This is a genomic window from Lacibacter luteus, assembly GCF_004118265.1.
Classification (GTDB): domain Bacteria; phylum Bacteroidota; class Bacteroidia; order Chitinophagales; family Chitinophagaceae; genus Lacibacter; species Lacibacter luteus.
In genome coordinates, this window is the sequence record NZ_SDHW01000005.1 from 205,881 (window position 1) to 231,928 (window position 26,048).

Genomic DNA, 26,048 nt, shown 5'->3' on the forward strand with positions numbered 1-26,048 from the left:
TATTCCCGTTCCAAAACAATACGCATGCAGAAATATTTCGTCGTTGCCTTTCTTCTCACAGCAACAGGTATCAACGCACAAACAAAACCCGACACTACAAAGACCGATCTCAACAAACAACTCTCCGCTGTTAAATGGCGCAGCATTGGTCCTTTTCGTGGCGGACGATCGAACTGTGGTACAGGTGTGCCCGGCGATATCAATACCTATTACATGGGTACAACAGGTGGTGGTTTGTGGAAGACCGATGATCTTGGTTTAAACTGGACAAATATTTCCGATGGTTATTTTAAAACAGGAAGTGTGGGTGCTGTTGCTGTGCCTGAGAGTGATGCAAACGTTGTGTATGTAGGTATGGGCGAACATGCGGTGCGTGGTGTAATGACACATCATGGTGATGGTGTGTACAAGAGTACCGATGCGGGAAAGACATGGAAGCACATCGGGCTTGAAGCCACACAACATATTGCACGCATTGTAGTGCATCCGAAAGATGCCAACACATTGCTGGTGGCAGCACAGGGTGCATTGTACAGTAAGAGCAAAGAACGTGGCATTTATAAAAGCACCGATGGCGGTGCAACCTGGAAGAATGTTTTGTTTGTAAATGAAAACACAGGTTGCAACGAACTGAGCATGGATATGAATAACCCACGCATCATTTATGCATCGATGTGGGAGCATGGCCGAAAACCCTGGCAGGTGATCAGTGGTGGTGCAGGAAGTGGTTTGTATAAAAGTGTTGACGGCGGCGATACATGGCAGAAGTTAACAACAGGGTTGCCAACAGAAATGGGTAAGATGTCCATTGCCGTTAGTCGTTCAAACCCGGAAAAAGTATATGCACTCATTGAAAGTGATAGTGAAAAAGAAGCAGGTGGTTTATTTGTGAGCAACAACGGCGGCACAAGCTGGAGCCGTGTTACAAACGATCACCGGTTGATACAACGTGCATGGTATTATATCGAATTGTTTATCGATCCGAATAACGATCAAACCATTTATGTATTGAGTGCGCCCGCCTTACGTTCAAAAGATGGTGGTAAAACATGGGAGAACTTAAGTGGTACACATGGCGATTATCATGATCTCTGGATCAATCCAAAGAACTCCAACAACATGCTTATCAGTAACGATGGTGGTTCTGCTGTTTCAGTAAATTTTGGAAGAACATGGAGTCCGCAGAACAATATGCCAACAGCACAGTTCTATCGCATCAATGTCGATAATCAATTTCCGTATCGCATCTATGCAGGTCAGCAGGATAATACGTCTGTTTCTATTCCCCATCGTTCGTTTGGCGGTGGAGCCATTACTGCAAGCGATTGGGAAGCATCAGCTGGTGGTGAAAGTGCGTTTCTTGCATTCGACCCTAACGATCCCCGTTATGTATTGGGTGGAAGTTATCAAGGCACCATTGAAGTACTCGATACAAAAGCAAAAGGCAGCACCAATATTATGCCGGCACCTATTCAGTATCTCGGTAAAGATGCAAAAGACATTAAGTATCGGTACAACTGGAATGCACCTATCATCTGGAGCAAGCATGAACCGAATACCTACTATCATGGTTCGCAGTTATTGTTGAAGACAACCGATATGGGCCGCACATGGAAAGAAGTATCACCCGATCTTACACGCAACGAAAAAGAAAAGCAGGGCAAAGGCGGTGTGCCTTATACCAACGAAGCAGTGGGAGCAGAGAATTATGGAACATTGGCCTATGTAATGGAATCGCCGTATGAAAAAGGGGTACTCTATACCGGCAGTGATGATGGTTATGTGTATGTAACAAAAGATGGAGGAGCTAACTGGACAAACATTACACCAGCAGGTTTGCAGGAATGCTTGATCAATGCTATTGAAGTATCGCCACACGATAAAGCAACAGTGTACATTGCCACAACACGTTACAAGTTTAACGATCATACACCCGGCTTATACAAATCAACCGACTATGGTAAAACATGGGCAAAGATCAACAACGGAATTGCCAACAATGCGTTTACACGTGTAGTGCGTGAAGACGATGTGCGGAAAGATCTGTTGTATGCAGGTACAGAGTTGGGCATTTATATTTCGTTTGATGGTGGTAAACAATGGCAACCCTTTCAATTGAATTTACCTGTTACACCCATCACCGATCTGCGTGTACACAAGGGCGACCTCATTGCAGCAACATCGGGACGTAGTTTTTGGGTGTTGGATGATCTGCACATATTACGCCAATACAACAAAGAGCAAAACAGTGTGCAATTGTACAAACCTGAAGATGCGTATATCGCCAATGGGTTTAGTGCAATGAACAGTGCAAGTCCAACAGGTACCAACCGCAACTTTGGTGTAAATCCTGCCAACGGTGTAGTGCTCTATTATAACCTGCCCGAATTAAAAGCAACCGATACAGTCAGCATCAGCATTAAAGATGCAAGTGGTAATACCATCCGCAGTTTCAGTTCTGTTGCAGAAGAAGCAGGCGATTGGGATGGTGCACCACCACCAAATCCAACACTCAGCAAACGTAAGGGACTGAACCGTTTTGTGTGGGATATGCGTCATGTAACCATGGACGGTATTCCAAATGTATATATCGAAAGCAGTTTTGCAGGACATAAAGCCATACCCGGTAGCTACACAATTATATTAAAAGCAGGAACGCAACAGCAAACAACCAATGCGGTTATTTTAATGAATCCTTTGTATGCAACCACTGCTGCCGATTACAATGAGTATGATGCGTTTATGCGTACTGCAGAAAACGAAGTAACGGTGATGCATAAGCTCGTAAACAAATTCAACGGAAGACGTTTACAATTGGATGAGTTGATCAAAAACTTAACTGATGCAAAATATGCAGCACTGAAAAAAGAAGCGGATTCGTTGAGTAAAGACATGAAAGCATGGGATGAAGACATGATCCAACGCAAAAGCAAAGCCTATGATGATGTGGAGAATTTCCCGAATAAGTTTACAGCGAACTATCTTTTCCTCATTAATCAAACAGAAAGTGATCTGCCCCGTGTCAACCAACCAAGCATTGATCTGAAAAAGGAATACGATGCACAATGGGTTGCTTTGAAACAAAGAGCCGATGCACTAGAAGTTCGATTGAATGCATTGAATAAGAAATTGAGTGAGGTGGGAGTTGGAGCGGTTTGGAAATAGTGGAGTAGTTGATAGTTCATTGATCATGGTTCATAGAAAAACCCCAGCATCTGAAAGTATTGCCGGGGTTTTGTTTATAATTTTAATTCAAATAAAAGCTTATGAAAGGACTATTGTTAATCTCTGCATTGTTATTATTTCATTTATTGTGTTTTTCTCAATTTAGAGAAGAAAAAGTTGATTCGATTGCTTATTACCAAAAGCAAATTCAGCAAATGTTTGAAGCGAGTCGAAAAGCCGTAATCAACGATACGAATTTTAGAACTATGCAGATAAACCTGAACAGGCTCGCTAAAAAAACAGATAAATATGGTGCCTTTGTCATTTACACTTCGGTTTCATCTGCAGACTTTTCAAAATTTAATGCAGATAATGCAATAAGTGGTTTCCCTGCATTTAAAGGAAATATGGTTGGTTTTGGTATTGGTATGTCACGGAAAAAAAATCGCCGAATATTTGAAATCAACTTTGGAATGGTAAGTCTTACGAAAAAGGTTGAAAATGACAGCAGCATGATAAAAACAGGATATAATCATATTACTCAATTTGAATTTGGATACGACTTAGTAAAAGATCGAAGACTTAATTTATATCCTTATGCTGGATTCGGTTTACGTGAAATCAACATATCTTTTAATTCTCCATATAGAAGAAACAATAATCCACGCAACATTACAGAAGTTGTACAAAATAATCAATCTGTAGGAGGGTCACAGTTTGGATTAAGTGTGCAGGCAGGGATTGGGCTTGATGTTGTTCTCACAAATATCAACCATACAGGTGGTACAATACTGTTTGCAAAAGCCGGAACGAATCAATTGCTTATAGGAGATCGAAAGTTTAAACTTGATGGGTTTGAATATGATCCTCAACTTAGGTATAGTAGCCTGGTAATAGCAGTCGGGTTTAAATTTTTTGGCAGATAACAAACGCCCCGCTTCGTGTCTTCACGAACATGGAAAAATTGTAAAAAAGGTTCGTGAAGACACGAACCATGGCAGAGTAACGATAAGATAGATCCCGAAAATATTTATGTTCGTTACATGAATTACAAACCATTGAAAGAGTATAAAGAATAAAAAAACCAACCGGTCTAAGATCTGCGCCAGTAACTGTTGCACCAGACCCCGGCATAAGAAAAATTTGAAAAGCAAAAACAGACGATTATAATATAGTACAGCATTCTAAAGCCCCATTAACTCTCTTCAAGTGCAGAAAGAAAAACAGGATCGTAACAACAAGCTCCAAAGCTGCGATAATTTTTACATCCCCGCCAGCAATTGATACAAAATGCAGCAAGAATGAACGAAGCAGGCAAACTCAAAGAGCAGGCTTTGAATATCATTGCAGCCTGACGGCTAAACCGTCAGCAGATCATCAGCAATGGACAATAACAGACTTGCCACAAAACCACATTATCAAATCTTGGATGGACTCCGGGGAGTAGCCGCTATTATCGTGGTATTTTTTCATCTTGCAGAACCGCTTGCCAGCAATCATTTAGACAATATTGTAAATCATGGTTACCTCGCTGTTGATTTTTTCTTTCTTCTGTCGGGTTATGTAATCGGTTATGCATACGACGACAGATGGCATACATTCACCGTCGCAGGTTTTCTTCGCCGCAGGTTTGAACGATTGCAACCATTGGTTGTACTGGGTATGACACTTGGGGCCATCGGTTTTTACTTTACCGATTCAACCATCTGGCCGTTGATACATACAGTTCCTCTATGGAAACTGCTTGTGGTATTGCTGATCGGTTATACTGTTTTACCTGTTCCGCTTTCAATGGATATACGTGGCTGGCAGGAAATGCATCCGCTCAACAGTGTTGCATGGTCGTTGTTCTTCGAGTACATCGCCAATATTTTATATGCGATCGGCATAAGAAAATTATCAACAAAAGCATTAGCATGTTTTGTTGTACTGGCTGCAGCAGTGCTGCTGCATTTTGCAGTAACCAATGCCAATGGTGATGTTACCGGTGGCTGGACTTTGAATTTTGAACACATGCGTGTGGGAATAACCCGTACCATCTTTCCGTTTTTTGCCGGCCTGCTTTTATGCCGTGTAACAAAACCGGTGTACATCAAACATGCGTTCCTGTGGTGCAGCTTACTGGTGGCGGTTGTTTTGTTTATGCCACGGATAGGTGGAGCAACACATTTATGGGCAAATGGTTTATACGAATCATTTTGCATCATCATTGTGTTTCCGCTCATCGTGTACATTGGTGCAGGTGGCGTGGTGCACAGCAAAACAGAAAGTAAGATCTGTACGTTCTTCGGCAAGCTTTCGTATCCCTTATACATTACCCATTATGTGCTTGTTTATTTTTATGTTGCATGGATAAGCAACCACAACGGCATTACATTAAAGCAGGCATGGCCTTATGCACTGCTCACACTTGCAGGAACAATTGTATTGGCTTATGCAAGTTTAAAATTGTTCGATGAACCGGTACGGGCCTGGCTACGTAAAAAACTAAAGTAAAAGTGATGATGCTCTTTTAACCTGTTATCATACGATACAATTTTTCAAACAACAGTTTTTTAATGGATTGTTGAAATATCTTGCAGTGTAAATACACATACACATGAACAGCTTAGCAGGAAAAACAGCGTATATAACAGGCGGCACAAAAGGTATTGGTTACGGTATTGCAAAAGCCTTACTCGATAAAGGAATGAATGTGGCGATTACAGGCCGCTCTTTACAAGCTGCAGAAAAAGCAGCAGCAACATTAAGTACAGATGGTTCAACCGTTCTTGCATTGGAATCGGATGTAAGTTTATTGGCGTCGGAACAAAAAGCAATGGCTGCTGCTGTTGAAAAATTTGGACAGGTTGATGTGGTTATTGCCAATGCGGGCATTGGTCATTTTGCATCTATTGAAAACATCAGCGAAGAACAATGGAAAGAAACTATCGATACCAATCTCACCGGTGTGTTTAATACAGTAAAAGCCGGTATTGAACCATTGAAGAAAACACAAGGCTACATTATTACCATTGCAAGTCTTGCAGGAGCAAATTTTTTCGAGAACGGATCTGCTTACAATGCAAGTAAGTTTGGATTAGTTGGCTTTACACAAGCCGTAATGCTTGATCTGCGTAAGTATGGCATTAAAGTAACTACCATTATGCCCGGCTCTGTTGCAACTTATTTCAATAATCATACACCCAACAATGCCGATGCATGGAAGATACAGCCCGAAGATATTGGTGAGCTGGTGGTAGATGTTTTGCAACTGAACCCACGCACATTGCCAAGTAAAATTGAAGTAAGGCCAAGCATGCCGCCTGTGAAATGATGAAAGAGCTTTGTTGTTTATGGTTTATTGTTGAAACTGCTGCTGGTGCAGGCTGTTTAGTAAACATAAGCGCCTGATATAAGATAGTCTGTTGTTGAAACAAGGTTAGCGAAGGCAAAACTTTTACCGCTTCATTGCTTATATTGTGGTATGACAGCTACCAGCACTTCACCTGCACCACTCGATATTCTGCAACATGCATTAAAAACTATTGCAGGAGTTGATGAAGAACATTTTGCCATGAGTTATGATTTCTGGCAACACAAAAGTTTTTCGAAGAACGAATACTATAACGAGTACAAACATGTATGCAAGTATCTCGGTTTTATTCTTGATGGTGTGTTCCGTACTTATTACATCGATGAAAAAGGAGAGGAGAAGAATGTGTTCTTTTTTTCGCAGCACCAGGTAGTGGTATCGTTCCAGAGTTTTATACAACAGGCGCCCTGCAATTATTATACACAAAGTATGACGGAGTCGCAGGTGTTGTACATCCACATCAATCAGCTGCAGGAGCTTTATAAAAAAAGTCATCAATGGGAGCGTTTGGGAAGATTGATTGCTGAAATGGCCTTCAGTATTTCCATGCGCCGTACAGAAAGTTTTTTATTCATGAGTCCCGAAGAACGTTACCTGCAACTGGTAACCGATCATCCCGACATCTTCAACAGTATTCCCTTGTACCAGATATCATCCTATCTCGGCATACAGGGGCCATCCCTCAGCCGCATCCGGAAAAGAATTTCGGGTCGGTAAATCGATTTTAACCCAGGTTAAAGTTTTTGCGATTGCTGCCAGCGAGCTTTGTGTTATCAAATCAAACATAAAAACACAAAATCATGAAAGCAGTTCAATCAAAAACAATCGTCTTCGTTACTGGTGCATTTGTAACTCATCTTGGCTGGAAACCCTGGCAGGATTATTTTGAAAGCAAAGGTTACACAACCTATGCACCATCCTGGACTAACAAAGAAGGTACAGCCAAAGAAGTAAGAGACCGCAAACCAAATGATCTGGCGCTTGCACGCACACACTTAATTGATGTGGTAAACAATTATGCAAAGTTCATTGAATCACTTCCTGAAAAACCAATTGTGATCGGTCACTCTCTTGGTGGTTTAATGACGCAGATCTTACTCAACCGTGGATTGGCAGCAGCAGCAGTGGTTGTACACTCTGTTCCTCCGTTGGGTGTAATACCTTATGAATTTTCATTTTTAAAAGCAGGATGGCGTTCGCTTGGTTTATTCACTTCACTGGATAAAACTTATATGATGAGTTTTGAAACCTGGCAGTATGCATTTACCAACGGTATGAGTTTGCAGGAGCAGAAAGACAGTTATGAAGCCAATACCATCCCCGAATCGAAACGTGCTGCAAGAGGTGGTTTATCACTCACAGCAAAAATCGACTTTGCAAAGCCACATGCGCCGTTACTTTTTGTAGCAGGAACAAAAGATAACATCATTCCATCTACCATCAATAAACGCAACTTTAACCGTTACAAAGACAAAAACTCAGTAACCGATTACAAAGAGTTTGCAGAAAACAACCACTATGTGCTGGGCTTGCACAATTGGCAACAAACAGCAGGATATATTTTCGACTGGATCCAAAAACAATAAGAAGCTTTCGTGGTTTCGCCTGGCAGTTGTTTCTTCTTAACCGAAGAGCAACTGTTGGCGTTTGGGGCATATCTTCTTTTTCCGTTGCCGAACAGCTATTCCAAAACTTTACACAATGCATACTTTGATTACTCAACGGATGTTGTAACTTTAAGTGTACTACTTGCTTGTCCATTAAACTCATTCGATGCTCCACGTCTTATGAGGAACCGCAACTATCATTTTAAAAATTTGCGGTATGAAAAAGTTTAATCAACGCCCCGGTTGGCGGGCACGATTCCTTTTATTCCTGATTGTTGGTTGCAGTTTCCTGAAAGCAAAAGCCGATCTGTTTCCGTTCAATGCAACGTATTCGGGAGCAAATGAAGTTCCTGCCAATGCATCAACTGCAGGTGGGATTATTGTTGGTGTATACAATGATGCAACCAACACTATTTATTACAACATTATCTTCGGGGGGTTATCGGCCAATTCAACGGCAGCGCATTTTCATGCACCGGCAGCACCTGGTGCTAATGCAGGTGTAACGCTTGGGCATGCCGGTTTTCCTACTGGTGTTGTTGCAGGCAATTACACCAAGATTGATGTGTTTACGGATGCACAGGAAACAAACCTGAAAGCTGGATTGATGTATTCCAATATTCACACTTCGGCATTGCCGGGTGGCGAAATAAGGGCACAGATTGTTCTTGGTGCTGCATCAACAGAAATCTATACGTTCAACAGAACTTATAGTGGTGCGCAGGAAGTGCCGCCAAACACATCAACTGCAACAGGAACAATTATGGGCGCATATAATGCCGCTATAAACAGGATCTTTTTTGCTATTCAATTCAGCGGACTATCTGCTAATGCAGTAGCGGCACATTTTCATGCACCTGCATTACCAGATGCTAATGCAGCTGTAACAATTGGGTATGGCGGTTTTCCAACAGGAGTAACAAGTGGTAATTATAACAGAACGTTTATGTTAAACGACGTACAGGAAAAGTATCTTTTAGCCGGGTTAACGTATTCAAATATTCACACAACAAAATTTCCCGGTGGCGAATTAAGAACGCAGATTTTCTTTGATGCTCCGTTTGAAGCACCGGTTATTACCTGCCCTGCTGATATTACCACATCTAATGACCCTGGTTTGTGTTCTGCGTCTGTTGTTCTTGATGCAACAGTAACCGGCACACCTAAACCGGAAATCATTTACAAGGTTGGCTCAACAATCATCGCCTCGTCTCATGCCTTCCCTGTTGGCACAACAACGGTTAATGCAACAGCTATTAACGGAGGAGGTATTTCTACCTGCTCGTTTACTGTAACAGTGAATGATACAGAAGCACCGGTTATTGGTAATCTGAAAGCTGACCCCGCAGTGCTGTGGCCTGCCAATCATAAAATGAGAGACGTAAAGATTATGGTTGACAGCTCAGCAGACAGCACCAGCATCAGAGATAATTGTCCCGGACCAATTTCCTGTGTATTGAGTGTTACAAGTAATGAATTGGTAAATGATGCAGGCACTGGTAATACAAGTCCCGATTGGGAAATTGTAAATAATCATTTCGTAAAATTAAGAGCAGAACGTTCGGGAACAGGAACCGGAAGGGTATACACAATTACGATGAAATGTACAGACAGGGCCGGTAATATGAGTGAGGCTGAAACAACGGTGATAGTGCCACATGATATGTCGGTTAAATCAAGGGCAAATGGAAGCAGGATGATGGAAAATACGCTTGCAGTTTCGGTGTACAATAATCCAACAAAAAATTATTTTACACTGGTTGTTGAGCCTGGTATTAGTAATGAAAATGTTTTTGTACGGTTGTTCGATATGACAGGAAGGGTAGTGGAAACAACAAATTCAGCATCACGAATAATAAGAGTTGGGAATACTGCAGGTGCTGGTATTTATATTGCGGAAATAAGAAGAGGTACAGAAGGAACTCAAATGAAGTTAGTGAAGCTGGAATAATGTTTTGATGGTATAAAGAAAGCAGGCACGATAATTTTTCGTGCCTGCTTTTGTTTATTTAATGTAGCTGAAATTTATTGTAACCAGATGGTTTGTGTAAATGCGCCATTGGCTGCCGCATCCCATACTTCTAAGCGTATCCATTTTTTATTGCTGAGGTCAATTGTTTGGGTGATGGTTTGTTCGCCAAAGGCAACCGTTTTGCTTAAATCGATTTTATGGCGATAGGTTGTTTTACCATCGCCATAAATAAGTTCAGCAAACTGCAACGGAAAGGTCCAGTTAACGTTGAAAGACACAGTTGTTTTTGCAGCATTGATCAACGTTGCCGGCTTGCCAACGCTTTGATTATTCACCGTGAACGAAGGGATCAATACTTCACCTGTTGTTGTAAAAAACTTGCCTGTTTCCAATGCATCCAACACTGGTTGCCAGCCTTCGCTATACGATGGCAGTTTATCCATTTGCAGATAATTTACATTTAGGTGTGCATACATTTCATTTTCCGGTTCAATAGTAAACAGGTCAGCTTCACCAATTACTTTTTTCTGATGTCCCCAGTTGTTCATATCGTCCATTAAGTCGAGAATGCGACCATTGCCGAGTTTTTGTTGCGAAAGATCGGCAGGCATTGCTTTCCATGCAGCACCCAAAAAACGATCGGATGTAAAGAAGGATTCTGTTTTGTATTTATCAGGATAGCCTGTTGATCCTTTTGTACGTGCATGTGCTGTCCATGCAAGTCCACGTTCCTGCTCCAGCAATTGCTGCATTTCATTTGCGTTGGCAATATTGTACACTTTGCCATAAACAGGATGTTGCGAAATCATAGGCGCATCTTTTTTTCTCGACATAATCCAGTAAACAGGTTTGGGAAAAATCTGCAACCAATGCCCACCAAAGAATTCGTTTGGTTCTTCTCCGGGCATGAGTAAAAAATCTTTGTCAGAATATTTCTTACACATGTCAAACAAATACTTCAACTCCAGTAAACGCAATTCATCCGGTCCTTTCGGATGAGCTGTGTAGTGAAATTCTGCGAGGTGCACCATATCAATACCTGTTGCTTTAAACACTTTTACAAAGCTCGGCGTATCGGGCATGGGTTTGTTGGCGATCATTACATTTACCACAAACTCATTATGGAAATGACTCGACATGGTTTTGTAACCGGGCAAAGCAACATACTTATCGTTGTGTGTAAGTTTCTTTACCTGTGTTAATACATCGTTTGCATTGCTTGCAGAAAGCTGGCAAAAAAAGTTCAGTCGTTGTGTTGTGTTGGGTGGAGCGTTAAACCAGGGAACAAATCGCCGGTCGCCATTCAAATCCTGTCGTATGCCAATGCCGTATCCATCAAATGCATTTTTAAACTGCGCCCCGTACCACGTGAATTTTAAATTGAATGCTTCATCCAGCGGATAGAAATATTGATGTGGTGCAGGGAATACAGCAATACTTCCGTTGCTGCTGTTACCGATGATGGTACGGTATTTCACTGCCTGGTTTTTTACCGTATCGTTTAATTGTGCTGTTTGTGTTTGCAGTTGATCATGTACATCGGCATGCGAAATTGTTTTCCAGTTTTGCTGTTTGCTTATCAGGCCTGCGTCATACACAATAGCTGTTGAATCGTTGGGAGTTGCTAATACAGCAGCTACATTAAACATGGCGCTGCCATTGTACAACGTAATTTCAAGTACTCCTTTAAAATCCTGCGCCTGTAGTTCGCTAATGCGTATAACAGTTCGTGAGCCTTCACTTCGCACATCTGCTTCTGTTTTTTGCAGATTTACTTTGTACGATTGATAGGGTTTCTGATGCACTTTGTCAAAGAAAATATTCCAGCCGTTTTGCGATACAAGATCACGCTTGCCAATGGTTAACCAGAACAAGGGATCTGCTTCCTGCACAAGTTCATGCACTGTTGAACCTTTTATCAGTTGAATACTTTTAAATAATGCGGTTTGTTTATCAAGATTGATGATAATACGACCATATTCGTTATTGCCTGCCGGCCATTTAACAGAAAAGAGATTGTTTTTTTCTACAGTAACTGTTGCTCCGTTCTTTTTGTTGAAGCCGGTTGTAGTAACAGGTATTTGAGCGTTGCAATAAAGGGTACAGAGCAAAAAAGAAAGAAAGAAAAATTGTTTCATGTGTAAACGAGTGGTATTAACAATACACGCTCAATTGTGAGCATAGCAATCGTGCACAAAATATTTGTAAAGTTTTTTTCCTGATAGTTCAAATGTTTCTAAAGTTTGTTCATTTGTTTCAACAATTATTTTTCCGTTAGTTTTGGCGCTTCAAAAGGATAAAAAAGTATACATGTCAAAAACAAAAATTACGGTTAACAGTAACGGATCATTAAAAGTAGAAGGCGATTTTGAAATAGTGGATAAAAGCGGAAACGTTTACAATTTGCAGGGCAGAGAAATTGTTACACTTTGCCGTTGTGGGTTGTCTAAAAACAAACCATTTTGCGATGCTTCGCACAAAGGGCATTTCGAGCATGAAGCGGTAGCGTTTGATCTGCCTCCCAAAAAGACAGTTTAAGTTGCAAAAAAGGGTTGCTTATGGCAACCCTTTTTTTATATTCTGACAGAGCGTTGCTGTTAACGGTGATGCTTAACAGTAAGAAAGATTATCTTCATCAAATCATGGTATTAGTGTTTCAGATAATCATGGCGTTATTGCTCATTTTGTTTATCATTTTGATAACGTTCAGAATCGGCCGGCCCAAATTGCAAAGTCAGCTGCCGGTAAACTATAAAGAGCTGCTTACAGATTATGTAAAGTTTTACCAGAGGTTAGATGAAGCGGGTAAAGAAGCATTTGAAAAAAGAGTTGAACAGTTTTTAGCAACGGTAAAAATTACGGGTATTAATGCAGAAGTAGAAGATCTTGACAGGATATTGCTTGCGGCCGGTGCTGTTATTCCGGTATTTGCTATTTCCGATTGGCAATACATGAACCTGCATGAAGTGTTGGTATACCCCGGTGCATTTAATAGCGATTTTGAACAACATGGTGCAGACCGGAATATTGCAGGCATGGTGGGTACAGGGCCATTGCAGAATGTAATGGTTATTACTAAATGGCAATTACGCCAGGGGTTTATTAATACCGGCGATAACCGTAACACAGCTATCCATGAATTTGTTCACCTGGTAGATAAAATGGATGGAACTACGGACGGTGTTCCTGAAATTATATTGGAACGGAAATATGCAGAACGATGGAAGATGCTGATGGAGGAAACGATTGTACAAATGAAAACAAATGGATCGGATATAGATTTGTATGCTGCAACAAATACTGCAGAATTTTTTGCTGTGGTTTCTGAATATTTTTTCGAACAGCCTGAGTTGTTAAAGCTTCATCATCCGCATTTATTTGAGATGCTGGAACAGATATTTCATACAGGAAAGCTGCAGATGGCCGAACAGTAAATTGATACAGAAAAGCAGTATAAGAAAACTGGTTTGCATGCAACTGCCCGTTGTCATAGGAATCTGTGACAGGTGCTTTGTAAATTGTACATCGTAAAAGCAGAGTAGTATGAAAATTCAGGAAGGTTCTATTATTATCAGCACGGCAATGCTCAACGATACTGCGTTCGATCATGCTGCAGTTATTATTACAGAACATAACGAAAAGGGCGCAATGGGTTATGTTTTTAATAAATTGTTTCCACGCAATTTTAACGAGTTGGTAGAGTTTAAAAATGCTGTTCCTGTTCCTTTGTATGAAGGAGGACCGGTACAAACCGATATGCTCTATTTTATGCATTGTCGCCCCGATTTAATTGAAGGAAGCGATATAGTTGCTAAGAATATATGCGTAAATGGTGATTTTAAAAAGGCAGTACAATTACTCAATAACGGAACTTTAACGGTGGATGAAGTTCGTTTGTTTATCGGTTACTGCGGCTGGGATGCAGGCGAACTGGAAGCAGAAATTGAAGAAGGAAGCTGGCAATTAACCAATGCGCCGGTTGATTTCGTTTTTTCGTTAGAGGTAGCAGCGATGTGGAATAAATTGCATACTTCTTACAATATTTAAACAGTTATAAATTTTTAATAGCGAGGTGATAGGCTTTCTAAAAAAGCATTTCGCATCATTAAAAATGAAATAGATTGCCGAACAGATTTCTTTTTGTAAAAAATCAAACAACATGAGAAGATTGGTATCAACTTTTTCAAAGTGCTGCAATGTTGCATTTGTTATAGCAGTACTAGTATTAACCTGCAATTACCAGGCCCGTGCAGGAAAAAGCCCTGTAATGCACTACAGCATTTCTTTTCCAAAACCCGAAACACACAGCTACCATGTTCAACTGCAAACAAGTGGGTGGGCAAGCGATTCTCTGCATTTTAAGTTGCCCAAGTGGACACCTGGTTATTATCAATTGATGAAGTATGCTGATGATGTGCAAAATATAAATGCCCGGGATCAAAACGGAAAAACGCTTACAGTTAAAAAGATCAATGAAAATACATGGAGTGTTGTTGGTTCGAGGCAAAAAACAATTACGGTAGAATATGATATAAAAACAAGCAGGCAGTTTGTAGCGAATAGTTATGTAGATAGTTTACACGCTTATGTTATACCTGCTAATACCTTTTTATATGTTGATGGATTTTTACAGATGCCGGTTTCTGTTAAAGTAAATATGCACAAACAGTGGCCTGATATTGCAACGGGACTAATGGAACAGAATGCCACACAAAAGAATGTATTTGCAGCTGCAAACTTCGATGAGTTGTACGATTGTCCCATTCTTATCGGCAAATTGCAGGCACTTCCTTCTTTTACAGTAAAAGGAATTGAACACCGGTTTATCGGTTATCAAATGAGCAATTTCGATCAACAACAGCTCATGGATCATCTGCACAAAATAATTGAAACAACAGTAACAATGATGGGCGATATACCTTATAAGCGGTACACGTTTATCGGCATTGGCCCTGGCCGTGGAGGTATTGAACACCTTAATAATACTACAGTAAGCTTCGATGGTAAAGGGCTTAATACTGCTGCAGGAATGAACCAGATACTGAATTTTCTTACACACGAATATTTTCATCACTTCAATGTAAAACGTATACGCCCTTTCGAGCTTGGTCCTTTTAATTACGATGCACCAGTGCGTACAAACCTGCTTTGGATCAGCGAAGGATTAACAGTGTATTACGAATACCTGCTCATTAAGCGAGCTGGTTTAATGACAGAACAGCAACTCTTCAGCAATATTGAGCATAACATTAATGCAGTAGAAAATAGTCCGGGCAGGCAATTTCAATCGTTAATGCAGGCAAGTTACAATACATGGGCCGATGGGCCATTTGGAACACAAGGCAGAGAACCCGGTAAGGCAATTTCTTATTATGATAAGGGGCCGGTTGTAGGCTTGCTACTCGACTTTACCATTCGTAATGCAACCCAAAACAAGCAGTCGTTGGATAATGTAATGCAGTTGTTGTATAACCGTTATTACAAACAGCAACAACGTGGCTTTACAGATGCAGAGTTTCAGCAAACCTGCGAAGAAGTTGCCCGAGTTCCGCTGACTTCTTTTTTTGAATACATCTATAGCACAAAAGAGCTTGATTATAAAACCTGTTTGGGTTACGCCGGGTTGCGTTTAGAAGAATCAGAAACAACAGCAAATGATGGAAAGAAAACAAAGCGGATGTTGCTTGCCCGCAATACCGACGCAACTGCTCTTCAGAATGAAATTCTGCAATCATGGATTAACGGGAAATAAGACCAACCAAAACTGATTGTTGTAACAGCTTGCATTACTAAAATAAATGCGCTACCTTCTTGCAGTATTCCTGCATATGAGAAGATGTTTGTTCACTTTTTTATTGCTGTTTGTTTGCATATTGGTTTATGCGCAACAGCAAAATTCCCGTTCGTTTGCAGTTATTGTTGGTATTACCGAATATGCAAGCAAAGGTATTCCTGCGTTACGCTTTGCTAATCGTGATGCTGAAGCATTTGCAAATTACCTGCGTAGTAAGGAAGGTGGCAGAGTAGCCGAGGAGAACATGCGTTTATTGCTGAACGAAAAAGCAACTACCGCCGCCATCTACGATGCACTTAACTGGCTTTTGGAAGAAGTGCAACAAAACGATGTAGTGTATTTTTATTTTGCCGGCCATGGCGATATGGAGAGCAATACCATTTTTAAACTTGGTTTTTTACTTGCCTACAATACACCACGTACCAACTATATCAACAATGCTGTTCGTATTGATGATCTGAACAAATTCGCCACAACACTATCGGTTAACAATAAAGCAAGAGTGGTATTAATTACCGATGCTTGTCACTCGGGTAAGCTTGCAGGCAGCGATTTCAGGGGAAATGTATTAGCCGCCGATCAATTACGTACAGCTGTAAAAAATGAAATACGTATTACGTCCTGTGGCCCCGATCAGTTGGCAATGGAAGGTGAAGCATGGGGCGGTGGACGGGGAGTTTTTTCATTCTATCTCATAAACGGATTAATTGGTTTTGCAGCAAAGGAACCCGATGGAGTGGTGCGGTTGAAAGATATCCGTAATTATCTCGACTCTTCGTTTGCAAGTGATCTGTTTCTTAAACAGGAAAAACATCATCAGAATCCTGTTGTTACCGGTTACGATCAATTTCAGTTGTCTGTAAAGAATGCAAGCATGATGGCCGGTATGCAACAACGGCAGGAGAATGTAGTAGTGTTGTTGTCGGCTCCTGTTCGTAATGAAGATGATCTTTCACCCAATGAATTGATCGATAATATTACCAACCGGCTAAAGAAGGAAAAACTGGATTCTGTTATTGATTTTGTGCAATTGGAAAAACTGCCGGCCAATAACATTGCAGCAGCTTTTTTAACCATGTACAAAAGCTTTATTGAAAAAGACGTGCAGCAGGAACAGGGTGCACGTACAATAAAATACATACAGCGATTGCAAAACTGGATAGCTCAAGACAAGGAAAATCAAAAGCAGTTCAACGATCAGTTGGTAATTTTTCTGCACGATGTTGCACAGGAAGTAATTAATAAATATCTCGAAGGCGATGCTGCAGAACTGGAACGGCGACGTTATTATAATGCTGCTTCAAGTGGTTATGATCTGTATCCTGTAATGTATGCAGTTGCATTGAAGTTAACAGAACCGAACGATTTTCTGCATCACATACTCAAGGTAAATAAATATTATTTTGGCGGAGTGGCATTGATGTTGAAAATTCCTCTTGCAAAAGATCCTGCATCTTTAATTGATAAGGCCTTTCAACTGGAAACTGAAGCTTTGCAGCTCGATTCAAATGCTGCTTATATCTACAATACGCTTGGAGTTTTGTACCTGTACAAACAGCAGTTTAAAAAAGCAGAAGAAAGCTTTTTAAAAGCAACAGAAAACGCTCCGCAATGGGCTGTGCCGTGGAATAACCTGATAGCAGTTTATACTGCACAGAAAAAATATGCAAATGCAAATGATGCATATGTAAAAGCCATTGAACGTAATCCGCAACAGGCAGATATTTATGCGAATGCAGGAATAATGTACGAGCAGCAGAAGAACGATCTGTTTGCGGAAGAAATGCAGCGTAAAAGCATTTTCCTTAATTCACGTCATTTTTTTCCATTTGAAAAACTGGCAAACATTTATACACGCACAACTGCATATGCATTGGCCGATTCGCTTTACTACGAAGCAGATCTTCGAAAGAAAGGCTTTCACTTTTCAACAATGCATTCAAGTGTTGTGTTGTCTCCGAATATCATGGTCTTGCCCAAACCGTTGGGCTGCGATTTTGATTCAAGCAATGTTCACATATCAGATATTGCAGCCTGGTATGCGTGGGGGAAATACTATTTTGATTTTGAATTGTATGAAGAAGCGATCAAAAAGTGGAAACATGTTGTACAGCTTGATAAAACAGATCCGGTCATCTACCATCATCTTGGCAAAGCTTATTTTGCAATGAAGCAATGGGCCGAAGCAGACATCATGTTTAATCTTGCCAACCGGTTTTACATTAATAGCGAGCAGTTTAAAATCCATGCCGATTCTATTATGGCACTTACACGTTCACCTGTTAATGCAGAATGTTTAAACGGCACTTACGGCTATGCTTATTTCGCACTTGTATTCAATCATCAGCTAATGGCTTCGATGTACGAACAGTGGAATCATTTTACCGAAGCCGAAATTTATTATCGTAAGATCATTGCGGCCAACCCTGCAAGCTTTAGCTACAATAAACGGTTTTGGTTGATGTTGGAGAAGCAAGGTCGTTACCACGATGAAGAAGAAGCCCGGATTGCATATCGTTATGCAGATTCGCTGAATCCTGAAACGGGCGACAATGAATTGTATGGATTTTACCGTCGAATGGAGCAACTGTTCCCGGATGAAGGAGAATGGCATTTAAAAGCAGGTCGGTTTCTGTATTATTATCTTAAAACAACAGCACTTGATTATAGCAGTGATCGTAAAGCAATTTTTCCGGATGATGTTGTGCCTGTACCCGTTGATCCTGTAGAAGTAGAAAAAGAATCCCGTAAGCCGATGTTTATACGGGAAATAAACAGGAGCATGCAATTGTATTACGAACCGGCAATAGATAAACCATACAGCAACGCAATTCTATCGCTGCAGCTGGCCGATTCATTGTCGGTACTCGATGATGCACTTTCGGCAGACATTAACGATAAGATCGGCGATCTTTTTACCTGGCAAGGTGTGCCCTTGTTTGCTGCAAAGCATTACAAAAAAAGTGTGGAGCTGATGCCTGCAAATTCGGGTGTGCGTTTAAAGTTAATTGACGCAGAAGACCATACTTACCAGTTTTCAGACGCATTCATCCATCTCGATACATTACGAAACAGGGGAGAACTGAATTTTGAAAAGATGCTTTTGCTTACGAAGTATTACATGCACATGTCTCGTTTCGGTGAGGCAGAAATTTTATTGAACAAGGCTGCAGCAACACATCTGCACACAATGCCTGCTGTACTCGGTTTATATGGACGATTATACCTGTTGCAGCAAAAGCCCGAGAAAGCGATCAACTATTATCAGCAATATCTTCAATTACAACCCAACGATGCAGAGGCTATGTACAGCATCAGCAGAATGTATGCATTGCAAAACAAAAATCAGCAATCGTTGAAGTGGTTAACAAAAGCATTTAACGCAGGATTTAATTACGGTTGGGTGTTAAAGTTCGATCCGTTGATGGATAAGTTACGTAAAACAGCAGGCTGGCGATCGCTTGTGGTAAAACAAAAGCCTAAAGAATATCCTCCTCCTGTAAACAGCTATCCCAAAGCTTCTATTCAATAACAAAAACAGGCGTTTGGTAACAGATGTTTTGATCAACATGTGGTTTGCTGCAATACGTATTTCTCGATTTACGGAACGTTTGTGTTTCGGTAGATTTAAAAACAGTAAGCCAGCCCAGAAAATTTGGTTTGTTGGTATTGCTTTTACTTATTTCTGTAAGCAACGCATCACGGAAATACATAAAAAAGAAGCTGCCGTATTTTTTATTGGATACTGCCAGTTGATTTTTTGTTGCAGCAATGCCAATAATATTTGTGCGTTTGGGATTTAGAAAAAGTGCTCTGCTTTTTTCCGGATCCCATGCAGGGTTGGTTGCTCTTTTTTGCGGATCGGCACTTACATAAGGCAAGGGCATTTCCGGATCCCAGTTGCAGCAATCGCCCAATACAATGTTCATGCGGGCGCCTTTTGCTTTTATTAACTGCATAACAGTATCAATGGTTAAGCTTTCTTTTACATAATCCTGTGCGGGTTTCGAACGTAGATCGATCATTGGATAAACGGATGTTTTTTTCTTTGTGCGAAAGCCATGACCGGAGTAATAAAACACAACAATATCGTTGCGTTGGGGTTTAAACTTTTTTATTTCAGCTAAAACTGTTGCTCTGCTGTAAGCTGCACCATAGATCTTAATAACATTCATTGGCTTTATACCAATTACATCGGTAAGATCGGTAAACAGTTGTTCTGCAGAAGCCATGTCTTTGTTTGCAGCAAAGCCAACGGTTGAATCGGCTGTGTTGGCAACAATGATCAAATGGATGCGGGTGTTTTTCTCCAATGCATTCAATGCTCTTGTTGTTGTATTGAAGAGATTAATGTAAAATGCTTCTGTAGAAGAAAAGTAAACCGATACCAACTCTTTTGTTAACTGTTCGTTCGTAATAAACGTAATGTCGGAAACTGAACCCGCTGACTGTTTGCCATTGCTGCCCGCAACAGTAACAGTGGTTGGCAGCATTTCTTCATTTTCAATTGTAAACAGAAAATCAAAATCTTTAACAGTTATATTACCGCTGACCAGGCGATTTTTTTTAGCAGTATATAACACAGATCGAAGCTCTTCATCTGCACCTATCGGTTCGGTCAGCTTCATTTCAAGTTGTTGTTCAACAAGAGCAGTTTCTTTTTTATATCTTACGAAACCCGATCCATCTGGCTGTATTACCATAAATGCGTTGCAAGTGATGGAGTCCTGCAAACGAAACCGGAATGTGTAAACACTCTGGCTTTTTAAGGCAGTTAAAAGCAGGAAAGAAAACATGAAAAACAGCAGACCTTTCTTCATGATGAGTTATTTGTTTAAAACTACTCTTTCTGTGTGAGAATTGCCAACCCCTTTACCATAAAGGATTTCAGGTCGTCAATAAAATCGGTAAGGGGTTGACCGTTTCAAAAACTTATCGTAAACTTATAGGATAAAACAAACGCTTATGTACATCAAAACCAATCAACTGATCAAAAGTTTATTTGCTGTAATGTTCATTGTGGCTATCTCTTTTACTTCCTGTAACAACGAAGGAGAAAAACCTGAGTCGAAAGATTCTGTAGCTGCTCCTGTTACAGAACCAACTCCTGCAGCGCCCGACAGTACTGCTAAAGATTCAGGCGGAATGGACTCAGGCGAAGTAAAACCTGTTGTTCCAACACAGCCTAAGTAATTAATCAGCGTTCTCATCTCTTTCATCAGGGTTAAGCTGCAGCTTTATTTTGCTCTGCTTAATCCTGATTTTCTTTTCACCACCAGACAATGCTTCCCTGTTATTTACAAGCCAGTTAATAAGCCAGTGCTCAAACCGGTGATGCGCCGGAATAAGTACAGCGGCTATGGCAACAAAGATCATCATTTCAAATACGGGTGTATGGTGTGTAAGTTCTTTTACTGTTGGGTGCAGCAGTAAGGTTAAAAACTCAAAGAAAATAAGCAGTGAAAGTATGCCCATTACTTTAATAAAGCGAATAGGTATGCGCACCTTACTCAATAAAAGCGTAAGCAGAAAAAAGCCGGGTATAAAAATACTGATGAACAATAATTGCAGTTGCTGACGTCGTTCTTCTTTTGCTGCCAGCTTTTCTTCTTCTATCTGTACCTGCCGCATTTGTTCGTTAATGGTAATAAACTGAATATCACGCAGGCGGTTTTTATTGTTGATGGAATCGTTTAAAACCAATACCGTGTTGTAATAGTAAAAAGCACTGTCAATATTTTTTTGCTCACGGTAAAACGTTTTTAAAAAGTCAGACGATTTTAGTTGCTCCGAAACAAAACCACTTTTGCCTGCAATACTGTTGGAGTAGCTGGCATAATATAAAGCAGAGTCTGCAACCTGATAGTGATTGTACAATTTTGCAAGCCCCAATGTTGCTTCACATGTAATAAGATCGTCGTTTGCTTTTTGCAGATACATGATTGCATTATGATAATAGTGCAAAGAAGAATCGAATTGGTTTGTTTTACGGTAATAATGGGCAAGCCCGGTCATTGACGCACCAATAAAATCATCATTCTGTTGGTCTCTTGCAATTATGAGTGAACGGTAGTAATAACGATAGGCAGAGTCTAAACGGTTCAGCTTATCAAATACATCACCTTTGTTTACATTAATATTGTATTCGTAGTCGGTTACTTTATGCAACTGCATCACTGAATCTGATTTCCGGTAGTAGAGAAGTGCAGTTTCGTAATCTTCTTCCATTACATACACAATGCCTGTATTAATAAGTACGCTTGTAAGGTTAATAGGAATGTTTCGTTTCTCTTCGATCTTTAACCGTTGCAGATTGTACTCCAATGCTTTTGGATAATTACCAAGATTCAGAAATGTATTTGCCAGTACAGCCAGTGCCCTTGACTCGCCCGCAACATATTTAATTTTTTGCGCCAGCAATAAAGATCGTTGTGTAAGCAGCAAAGCTTCATCCGGTTTTGAATTGGTTAATTCTCCCGCAAGTTGCCACATAAGATTTACTTTGTTACTGTCAGTAGTTTCGGCCGTCAATGCTGTGCGTAAGCTATCCGTTTTATTTATTGGTTGCTGGCTGTAAGTTGCAAAAGCCAAAAGGCAGAAACAGCATGCCGCAATAAGTTTATTTATGTACAGCGGCTTTTTGGCAAAGTGGTTGGGAGAGTAATTGTTTTGCACGTTAGTAAGATAGGAATTATTTACAGGAAACAAAAGGTTGCGAAAAGCCGTTAATATGAACGAATGGTAATTGTTTTTTGTTTGATGAGTGGTTTCTGTTGTTATATTCGTCAATAACAAAAAGGATTAACTTTCCTGTTTATTCGATCATTATTTAATTTGGTTTTATAAATGCCCGGAGATAGTTTATACATTAATAACGAAGCCGCTAAAAAAAACACATACGATGCCATTGTAATTGGTTCCGGCATAAGCGGGGGCTGGGCTGCAAAAGAGTTGTGCGAAAAAGGATTGAAAGTTTTGTTACTCGACAGGGGGCGCAATGTGGAGCATATCAAAGATTATCCTACTGCTACAATGCAAACATGGGAATTTCCGCATCGCCTACAACTTACACAAGAGCAAAAATTGTCTCATCCTATACAGAGTCGTCATTTTTCGTATAGAGAAGATAACAGTCATTTCTACATAAACGATCTTGAAAATGCATATGTAGAACAGCAGCGTTACGATTGGATAAGAGCTGATGTTGTTGGCGGCCGTTCGTTGCTGTGGGGAAGAGCATGTTACCGTTGGAGCGATTGGGAATTTGAATCGAATTTAAAAGACGGGCATGGCATTGATTGGCCCATCCGTTATAAAGATCTTGCTCCCTGGTATAGTTATGTAGAAAAGTTTACAGGCATCAGTGGCAATAAAGATGGCTTGCCGCATTTGCCCGATGGCGAGTGCCAACCGCCTTTTGATATTAATGCAGGTGAGCGTTACATGAAGGAACAAATTGAAACGAAATTTAAAAACAGGTATGCTGTACATGGCCGCACTGCCAACCTAACACAACCGGTAAAAGGCAGAGGACAATGCCAGGCAAGAAATCTTTGTCATCGTGGCTGCCCCTTTGGTGCATACTTCAGTACTAATGCGAGTACCATTCCTGCTGCGTATGCAACAGGCAATTTAACGGTGCGTCCGCATTCGCTGGTTAATCGAATTTTGTACGACGAACAAAAACAAAAAGCAACAGGTGTTGAAATAATTGATACGCAAACAAAACAAACCGAAGAGTTTTATGCACGTATCATTTTCTTAAATGCATCAACCATTGCATCGGCTGCTATTCTGTTGCAATCAACATCGAACCGTTTTTCCAATGGATTAGGTAATAGCAGCGACCAGGTAGGCCGTAACTTAATGGATCATCACAAAGGTGTAAGTGTTACTGCAACACTTGAAGGTTTTGAAGATAAGTATTATTATGGCAGACGACCATCTCAATTATACATTCCCCGATTCCGAAATATTTTTGATGACAAGGCTGCTGATTTTGTAAGAGGCTATCATTATTTTCTTACAGCAACCCGGCCACGAACAACAGCAGAAGGATTGTTGGGTGAAGAATTAAAAGCAGCATTAACCGAACCAGGCCCATGGCAGGTTAATTTTAGCGGCTATGGCGAATGTTTGCCTTATGCCGATAACCGTGTTACATTAGATAAAACAAAAACCGATGCGTTTGGAAGACCACAGGTTGCTATTGACTGCAGGTTTAGAGAAAATGAACTGAACATGCATGCAGATATGATTGAATGTGCAAAAGAAATGGCTGAAGCGTCAGGGTTAAAAAATATCCGTGTTAATGCAAATATATCAACACCGGGTAATGCCAATCACGAAATGGGAACCATACGGATGGGGCGTGATGCAAAAACATCTGTATTGAATGCGTTCAATCAAATGCATGACGTATCCAATGTATTTGTTACCGATGGAAGTTGTATGACGTCGGCCTCTTATGTAAATCCTTCTGTAACATTTATGGCGCTTACAGCCCGTGCCTGCGACTATGCTGTAAACGAATTGAAGAAGATGAATTTATAATGCAAAACGCTCATTGCATAAACTGCAATGAGCGTTTTATATGCTACACACAAAATAGGCTTATAAATAAATTTAAGCACTCTAAAATAAAACGTCATCCTTCGACAAGCTCAGGACGAGGAACGAAGCAGTCTGCTATTTTAATACAACCGTGTTTCGTTCGCTATGATTTTTTACGACAACCGCTTATTGTTTTTCGTTTTGTTTACGAACGTATTTTGTAAGAATAACAATCGTCTGTCCTTCTATCTTTCCTTCAATCTGCTCTGTATTATCTGGTACAAGACGAATGTTCTTTACCACAGTGCCCATCTTCGCATTCAACGTAGAACCTTTTACATCCAGCGACTTGATCAATACAACCGTATCGCCTGCCAGTAATTGTGCGCCATTGCAATCTCTGTGCAAATCAACACTGCCATCGCTTTCATGATCGCCTGTTGCTTTTGCCCATGCAAGATGCTCATCGTTGAGGTATAGCATATCAAGATTATCTGCTGCCCAGCTTTCGTTTCGTAAACGGTTCAGCATACGCCATGCTACAACCTGCACCGCAGGAACTTCACTCCACATACTTTCGGTTAAACAATTCCAGTGACTGTTGTTCAGTTCAACTTTCTTTTCTATTTGTGCTAAACAGTTGTCGCAAACAAGAATACAATTGTCCGCATTGGCCTGGTCTTGCGGCGGCACTTCATATATACTCAGGATTTGCTCACTTTTACATAACTCGCAGGTATTGCCGCTGCGCTGGCGGAGAACATCTTCTGTCTTCATCTTACGTTATTTTAAGGGCGGCGAAGGTAATAATTTCAAATTGCAGCAAAAGCTAATCTTCGTCAGCTGTTAATTGCTGCAATAACCCTACGATTTTTCTTAATTCCTCTTCATCTGCCAAATACATATTGCCGGCATCGGTAACATGGGGGTTTGCAAATGTCATTGTATTGGTAACAGCTTTACGTGCAGATGTATGAAACTCGTAAGCACCGGTTTCTTTTGCCAATTGTACGATGTTCGATGAACGAACACCTGCACCCGGCATAATACTTATGCGCTGCCCAGCTGCATGAACCAGTTGTTTTAATAAAGCAATTCCTTCAGGAGCGGAAGCTGCAAGCCCTGAAGTGAGGATACGCTCGCAACCACATTCGATCAATGTTTCCAACGCTGCAAAGGGATCGGGCACTGCATCGAAAGCACGGTTACAGGTAACTTTCATCGGGTAAGCCAATTCAACCAGCTGTTGCATATGTGCTTTATCAATTAAACCATTTTGCAATTGCGCCCCAACCGATACGCCATTGCAGGCAAGCTCTTTGCACATTTTTATATCGTCGAGTACAATCTGCCATTCATCCGCATCGTAGAAATAATTCATACTCCGTGGACGAATGATCGGAAACACATCAATACTAACGGCTTCCCGTACCCGTTTTATTGTTCCGTACGATGGGGTAGTGCCACCTTCAATGGGATTGTCGCACAACTCTACACGAACCGCACCTGCCTTTTCTGCAATAACACAACTTTGAACAGTAAATGCACAAACTTCCAGTTCACGTTTCATGCCGTTAATTTTTTCTGCAATGTAATTTTTTA

19 protein-coding genes are annotated in these 26,048 nt (G+C 40.7%); 14 read left to right on the forward strand and 5 right to left on the reverse strand.

What is annotated here, in order from left to right:
- Positions 1-24: 24 nt before the first annotated feature.
- From ESA94_RS15910 to ESA94_RS15940, 7 genes are all read left to right on the forward strand, one after another.
- Entirely contained in the window at positions 25-3,165 is a 3,141-nt protein-coding gene (locus ESA94_RS15910) for a VPS10 domain-containing protein (protein ID WP_129131929.1), read from the forward strand.
- 101 nt (positions 3,166-3,266) lie between these two features.
- Positions 3,267-4,091, forward strand: coding sequence for a hypothetical protein (locus ESA94_RS15915; protein WP_129131930.1), 825 nt, complete (start codon positions 3,267-3,269; stop codon positions 4,089-4,091).
- A 499-nt stretch (positions 4,092-4,590) separates the two neighbouring features.
- Positions 4,591-5,661: an acyltransferase family protein gene (locus tag ESA94_RS15920; RefSeq protein ID WP_240671073.1), complete on the forward strand. Its 1,071-nt coding sequence runs from the start codon at positions 4,591-4,593 to the stop codon at positions 5,659-5,661.
- Positions 5,662-5,764: 103 nt separating this feature from the next.
- On the forward strand, positions 5,765-6,481 hold the full coding sequence (locus ESA94_RS15925) for an SDR family oxidoreductase (protein ID WP_129131932.1): 717 nt from the start codon (positions 5,765-5,767) through the stop codon (positions 6,479-6,481).
- A gap of 150 nt (positions 6,482-6,631) precedes the next feature.
- Positions 6,632-7,237, forward strand: coding sequence for a Crp/Fnr family transcriptional regulator (locus tag ESA94_RS15930; RefSeq protein WP_129131933.1), 606 nt, complete (start codon positions 6,632-6,634; stop codon positions 7,235-7,237).
- Positions 7,238-7,320: 83 nt separating this feature from the next.
- Positions 7,321-8,106, forward strand: coding sequence for an alpha/beta hydrolase (locus tag ESA94_RS15935; protein ID WP_129131934.1), 786 nt, complete (start codon positions 7,321-7,323; stop codon positions 8,104-8,106).
- A gap of 238 nt (positions 8,107-8,344) precedes the next feature.
- A complete protein-coding gene (locus ESA94_RS15940) occupies positions 8,345-10,078 on the forward strand; it encodes a CHRD domain-containing protein (RefSeq protein ID WP_129131935.1) in 1,734 nt (577 codons plus the stop codon).
- A gap of 74 nt (positions 10,079-10,152) precedes the next feature.
- On the opposite strand, the gene ESA94_RS15945 is transcribed toward ESA94_RS15940, so the two are convergent.
- Entirely contained in the window at positions 10,153-12,237 is a 2,085-nt protein-coding gene (locus ESA94_RS15945; protein WP_129131936.1) for a CehA/McbA family metallohydrolase domain-containing protein, read from the reverse strand.
- Between the two features lie 172 nt (positions 12,238-12,409).
- Here ESA94_RS15945 and ESA94_RS15950 point away from each other — a divergent pair, with 172 nt between their 5' ends.
- From ESA94_RS15950 to ESA94_RS15970, 5 genes are all read left to right on the forward strand, one after another.
- Positions 12,410-12,637, forward strand: a complete 228-nt coding sequence (locus tag ESA94_RS15950) for a CDGSH iron-sulfur domain-containing protein (protein ID WP_129131937.1) — start codon at positions 12,410-12,412, stop codon at positions 12,635-12,637.
- Positions 12,638-12,657: 20 nt separating this feature from the next.
- Positions 12,658-13,533 carry a M90 family metallopeptidase gene (locus tag ESA94_RS15955; protein ID WP_129131938.1) on the forward strand — a complete coding sequence of 292 codons (876 nt, stop codon included), beginning with the start codon at positions 12,658-12,660 and terminating at the stop codon, positions 13,531-13,533.
- A gap of 109 nt (positions 13,534-13,642) precedes the next feature.
- Entirely contained in the window at positions 13,643-14,146 is a 504-nt protein-coding gene (locus ESA94_RS15960; RefSeq protein ID WP_240671074.1) for a YqgE/AlgH family protein, read from the forward strand.
- A gap of 112 nt (positions 14,147-14,258) precedes the next feature.
- Entirely contained in the window at positions 14,259-15,851 is a 1,593-nt protein-coding gene (locus ESA94_RS15965; RefSeq protein WP_129131939.1) for a M61 family metallopeptidase, read from the forward strand.
- A gap of 46 nt (positions 15,852-15,897) precedes the next feature.
- Positions 15,898-19,425 carry a tetratricopeptide repeat protein gene (locus ESA94_RS15970; RefSeq protein WP_129131940.1) on the forward strand — a complete coding sequence of 1,176 codons (3,528 nt, stop codon included), beginning with the start codon at positions 15,898-15,900 and terminating at the stop codon, positions 19,423-19,425.
- Here the strand turns inward: ESA94_RS15970 and ESA94_RS15975 are convergent.
- Entirely contained in the window at positions 19,415-20,713 is a 1,299-nt protein-coding gene (locus tag ESA94_RS15975; protein ID WP_129131941.1) for a caspase family protein, read from the reverse strand. The two genes, ESA94_RS15970 and ESA94_RS15975, sit on opposite strands and share 11 nt — an antisense overlap.
- Positions 20,714-20,858: 145 nt before the next feature.
- On the opposite strand from ESA94_RS15975, the gene ESA94_RS15980 reads away from it, so the two are divergent.
- On the forward strand, positions 20,859-21,086 hold the full coding sequence (locus ESA94_RS15980; RefSeq protein WP_129131942.1) for a hypothetical protein: 228 nt from the start codon (positions 20,859-20,861) through the stop codon (positions 21,084-21,086).
- Here ESA94_RS15980 and ESA94_RS15985 read toward each other — a convergent pair whose 3' ends face one another.
- A complete protein-coding gene (locus ESA94_RS15985; RefSeq protein WP_129131943.1) occupies positions 21,087-22,385 on the reverse strand; it encodes a tetratricopeptide repeat protein in 1,299 nt (432 codons plus the stop codon).
- A gap of 354 nt (positions 22,386-22,739) precedes the next feature.
- On the opposite strand from ESA94_RS15985, the gene ESA94_RS15990 reads away from it, so the two are divergent.
- Complete coding sequence (locus ESA94_RS15990; protein ID WP_129131944.1) at positions 22,740-24,446, forward strand: GMC oxidoreductase; 1,707 nt, start codon at positions 22,740-22,742, stop codon at positions 24,444-24,446.
- A gap of 186 nt (positions 24,447-24,632) precedes the next feature.
- Here the strand turns inward: ESA94_RS15990 and ESA94_RS15995 are convergent, their stop codons facing one another.
- A complete protein-coding gene (locus ESA94_RS15995) occupies positions 24,633-25,223 on the reverse strand; it encodes a PhnA domain-containing protein (RefSeq protein WP_129131945.1) in 591 nt (196 codons plus the stop codon).
- A 52-nt stretch (positions 25,224-25,275) separates the two neighbouring features.
- On the reverse strand, positions 25,276-26,016 hold the full coding sequence (locus ESA94_RS16000) for a copper homeostasis protein CutC (protein ID WP_129131946.1): 741 nt from the start codon (positions 26,014-26,016) through the stop codon (positions 25,276-25,278).
- Positions 26,017-26,048: the final 32 nt, after the last annotated feature.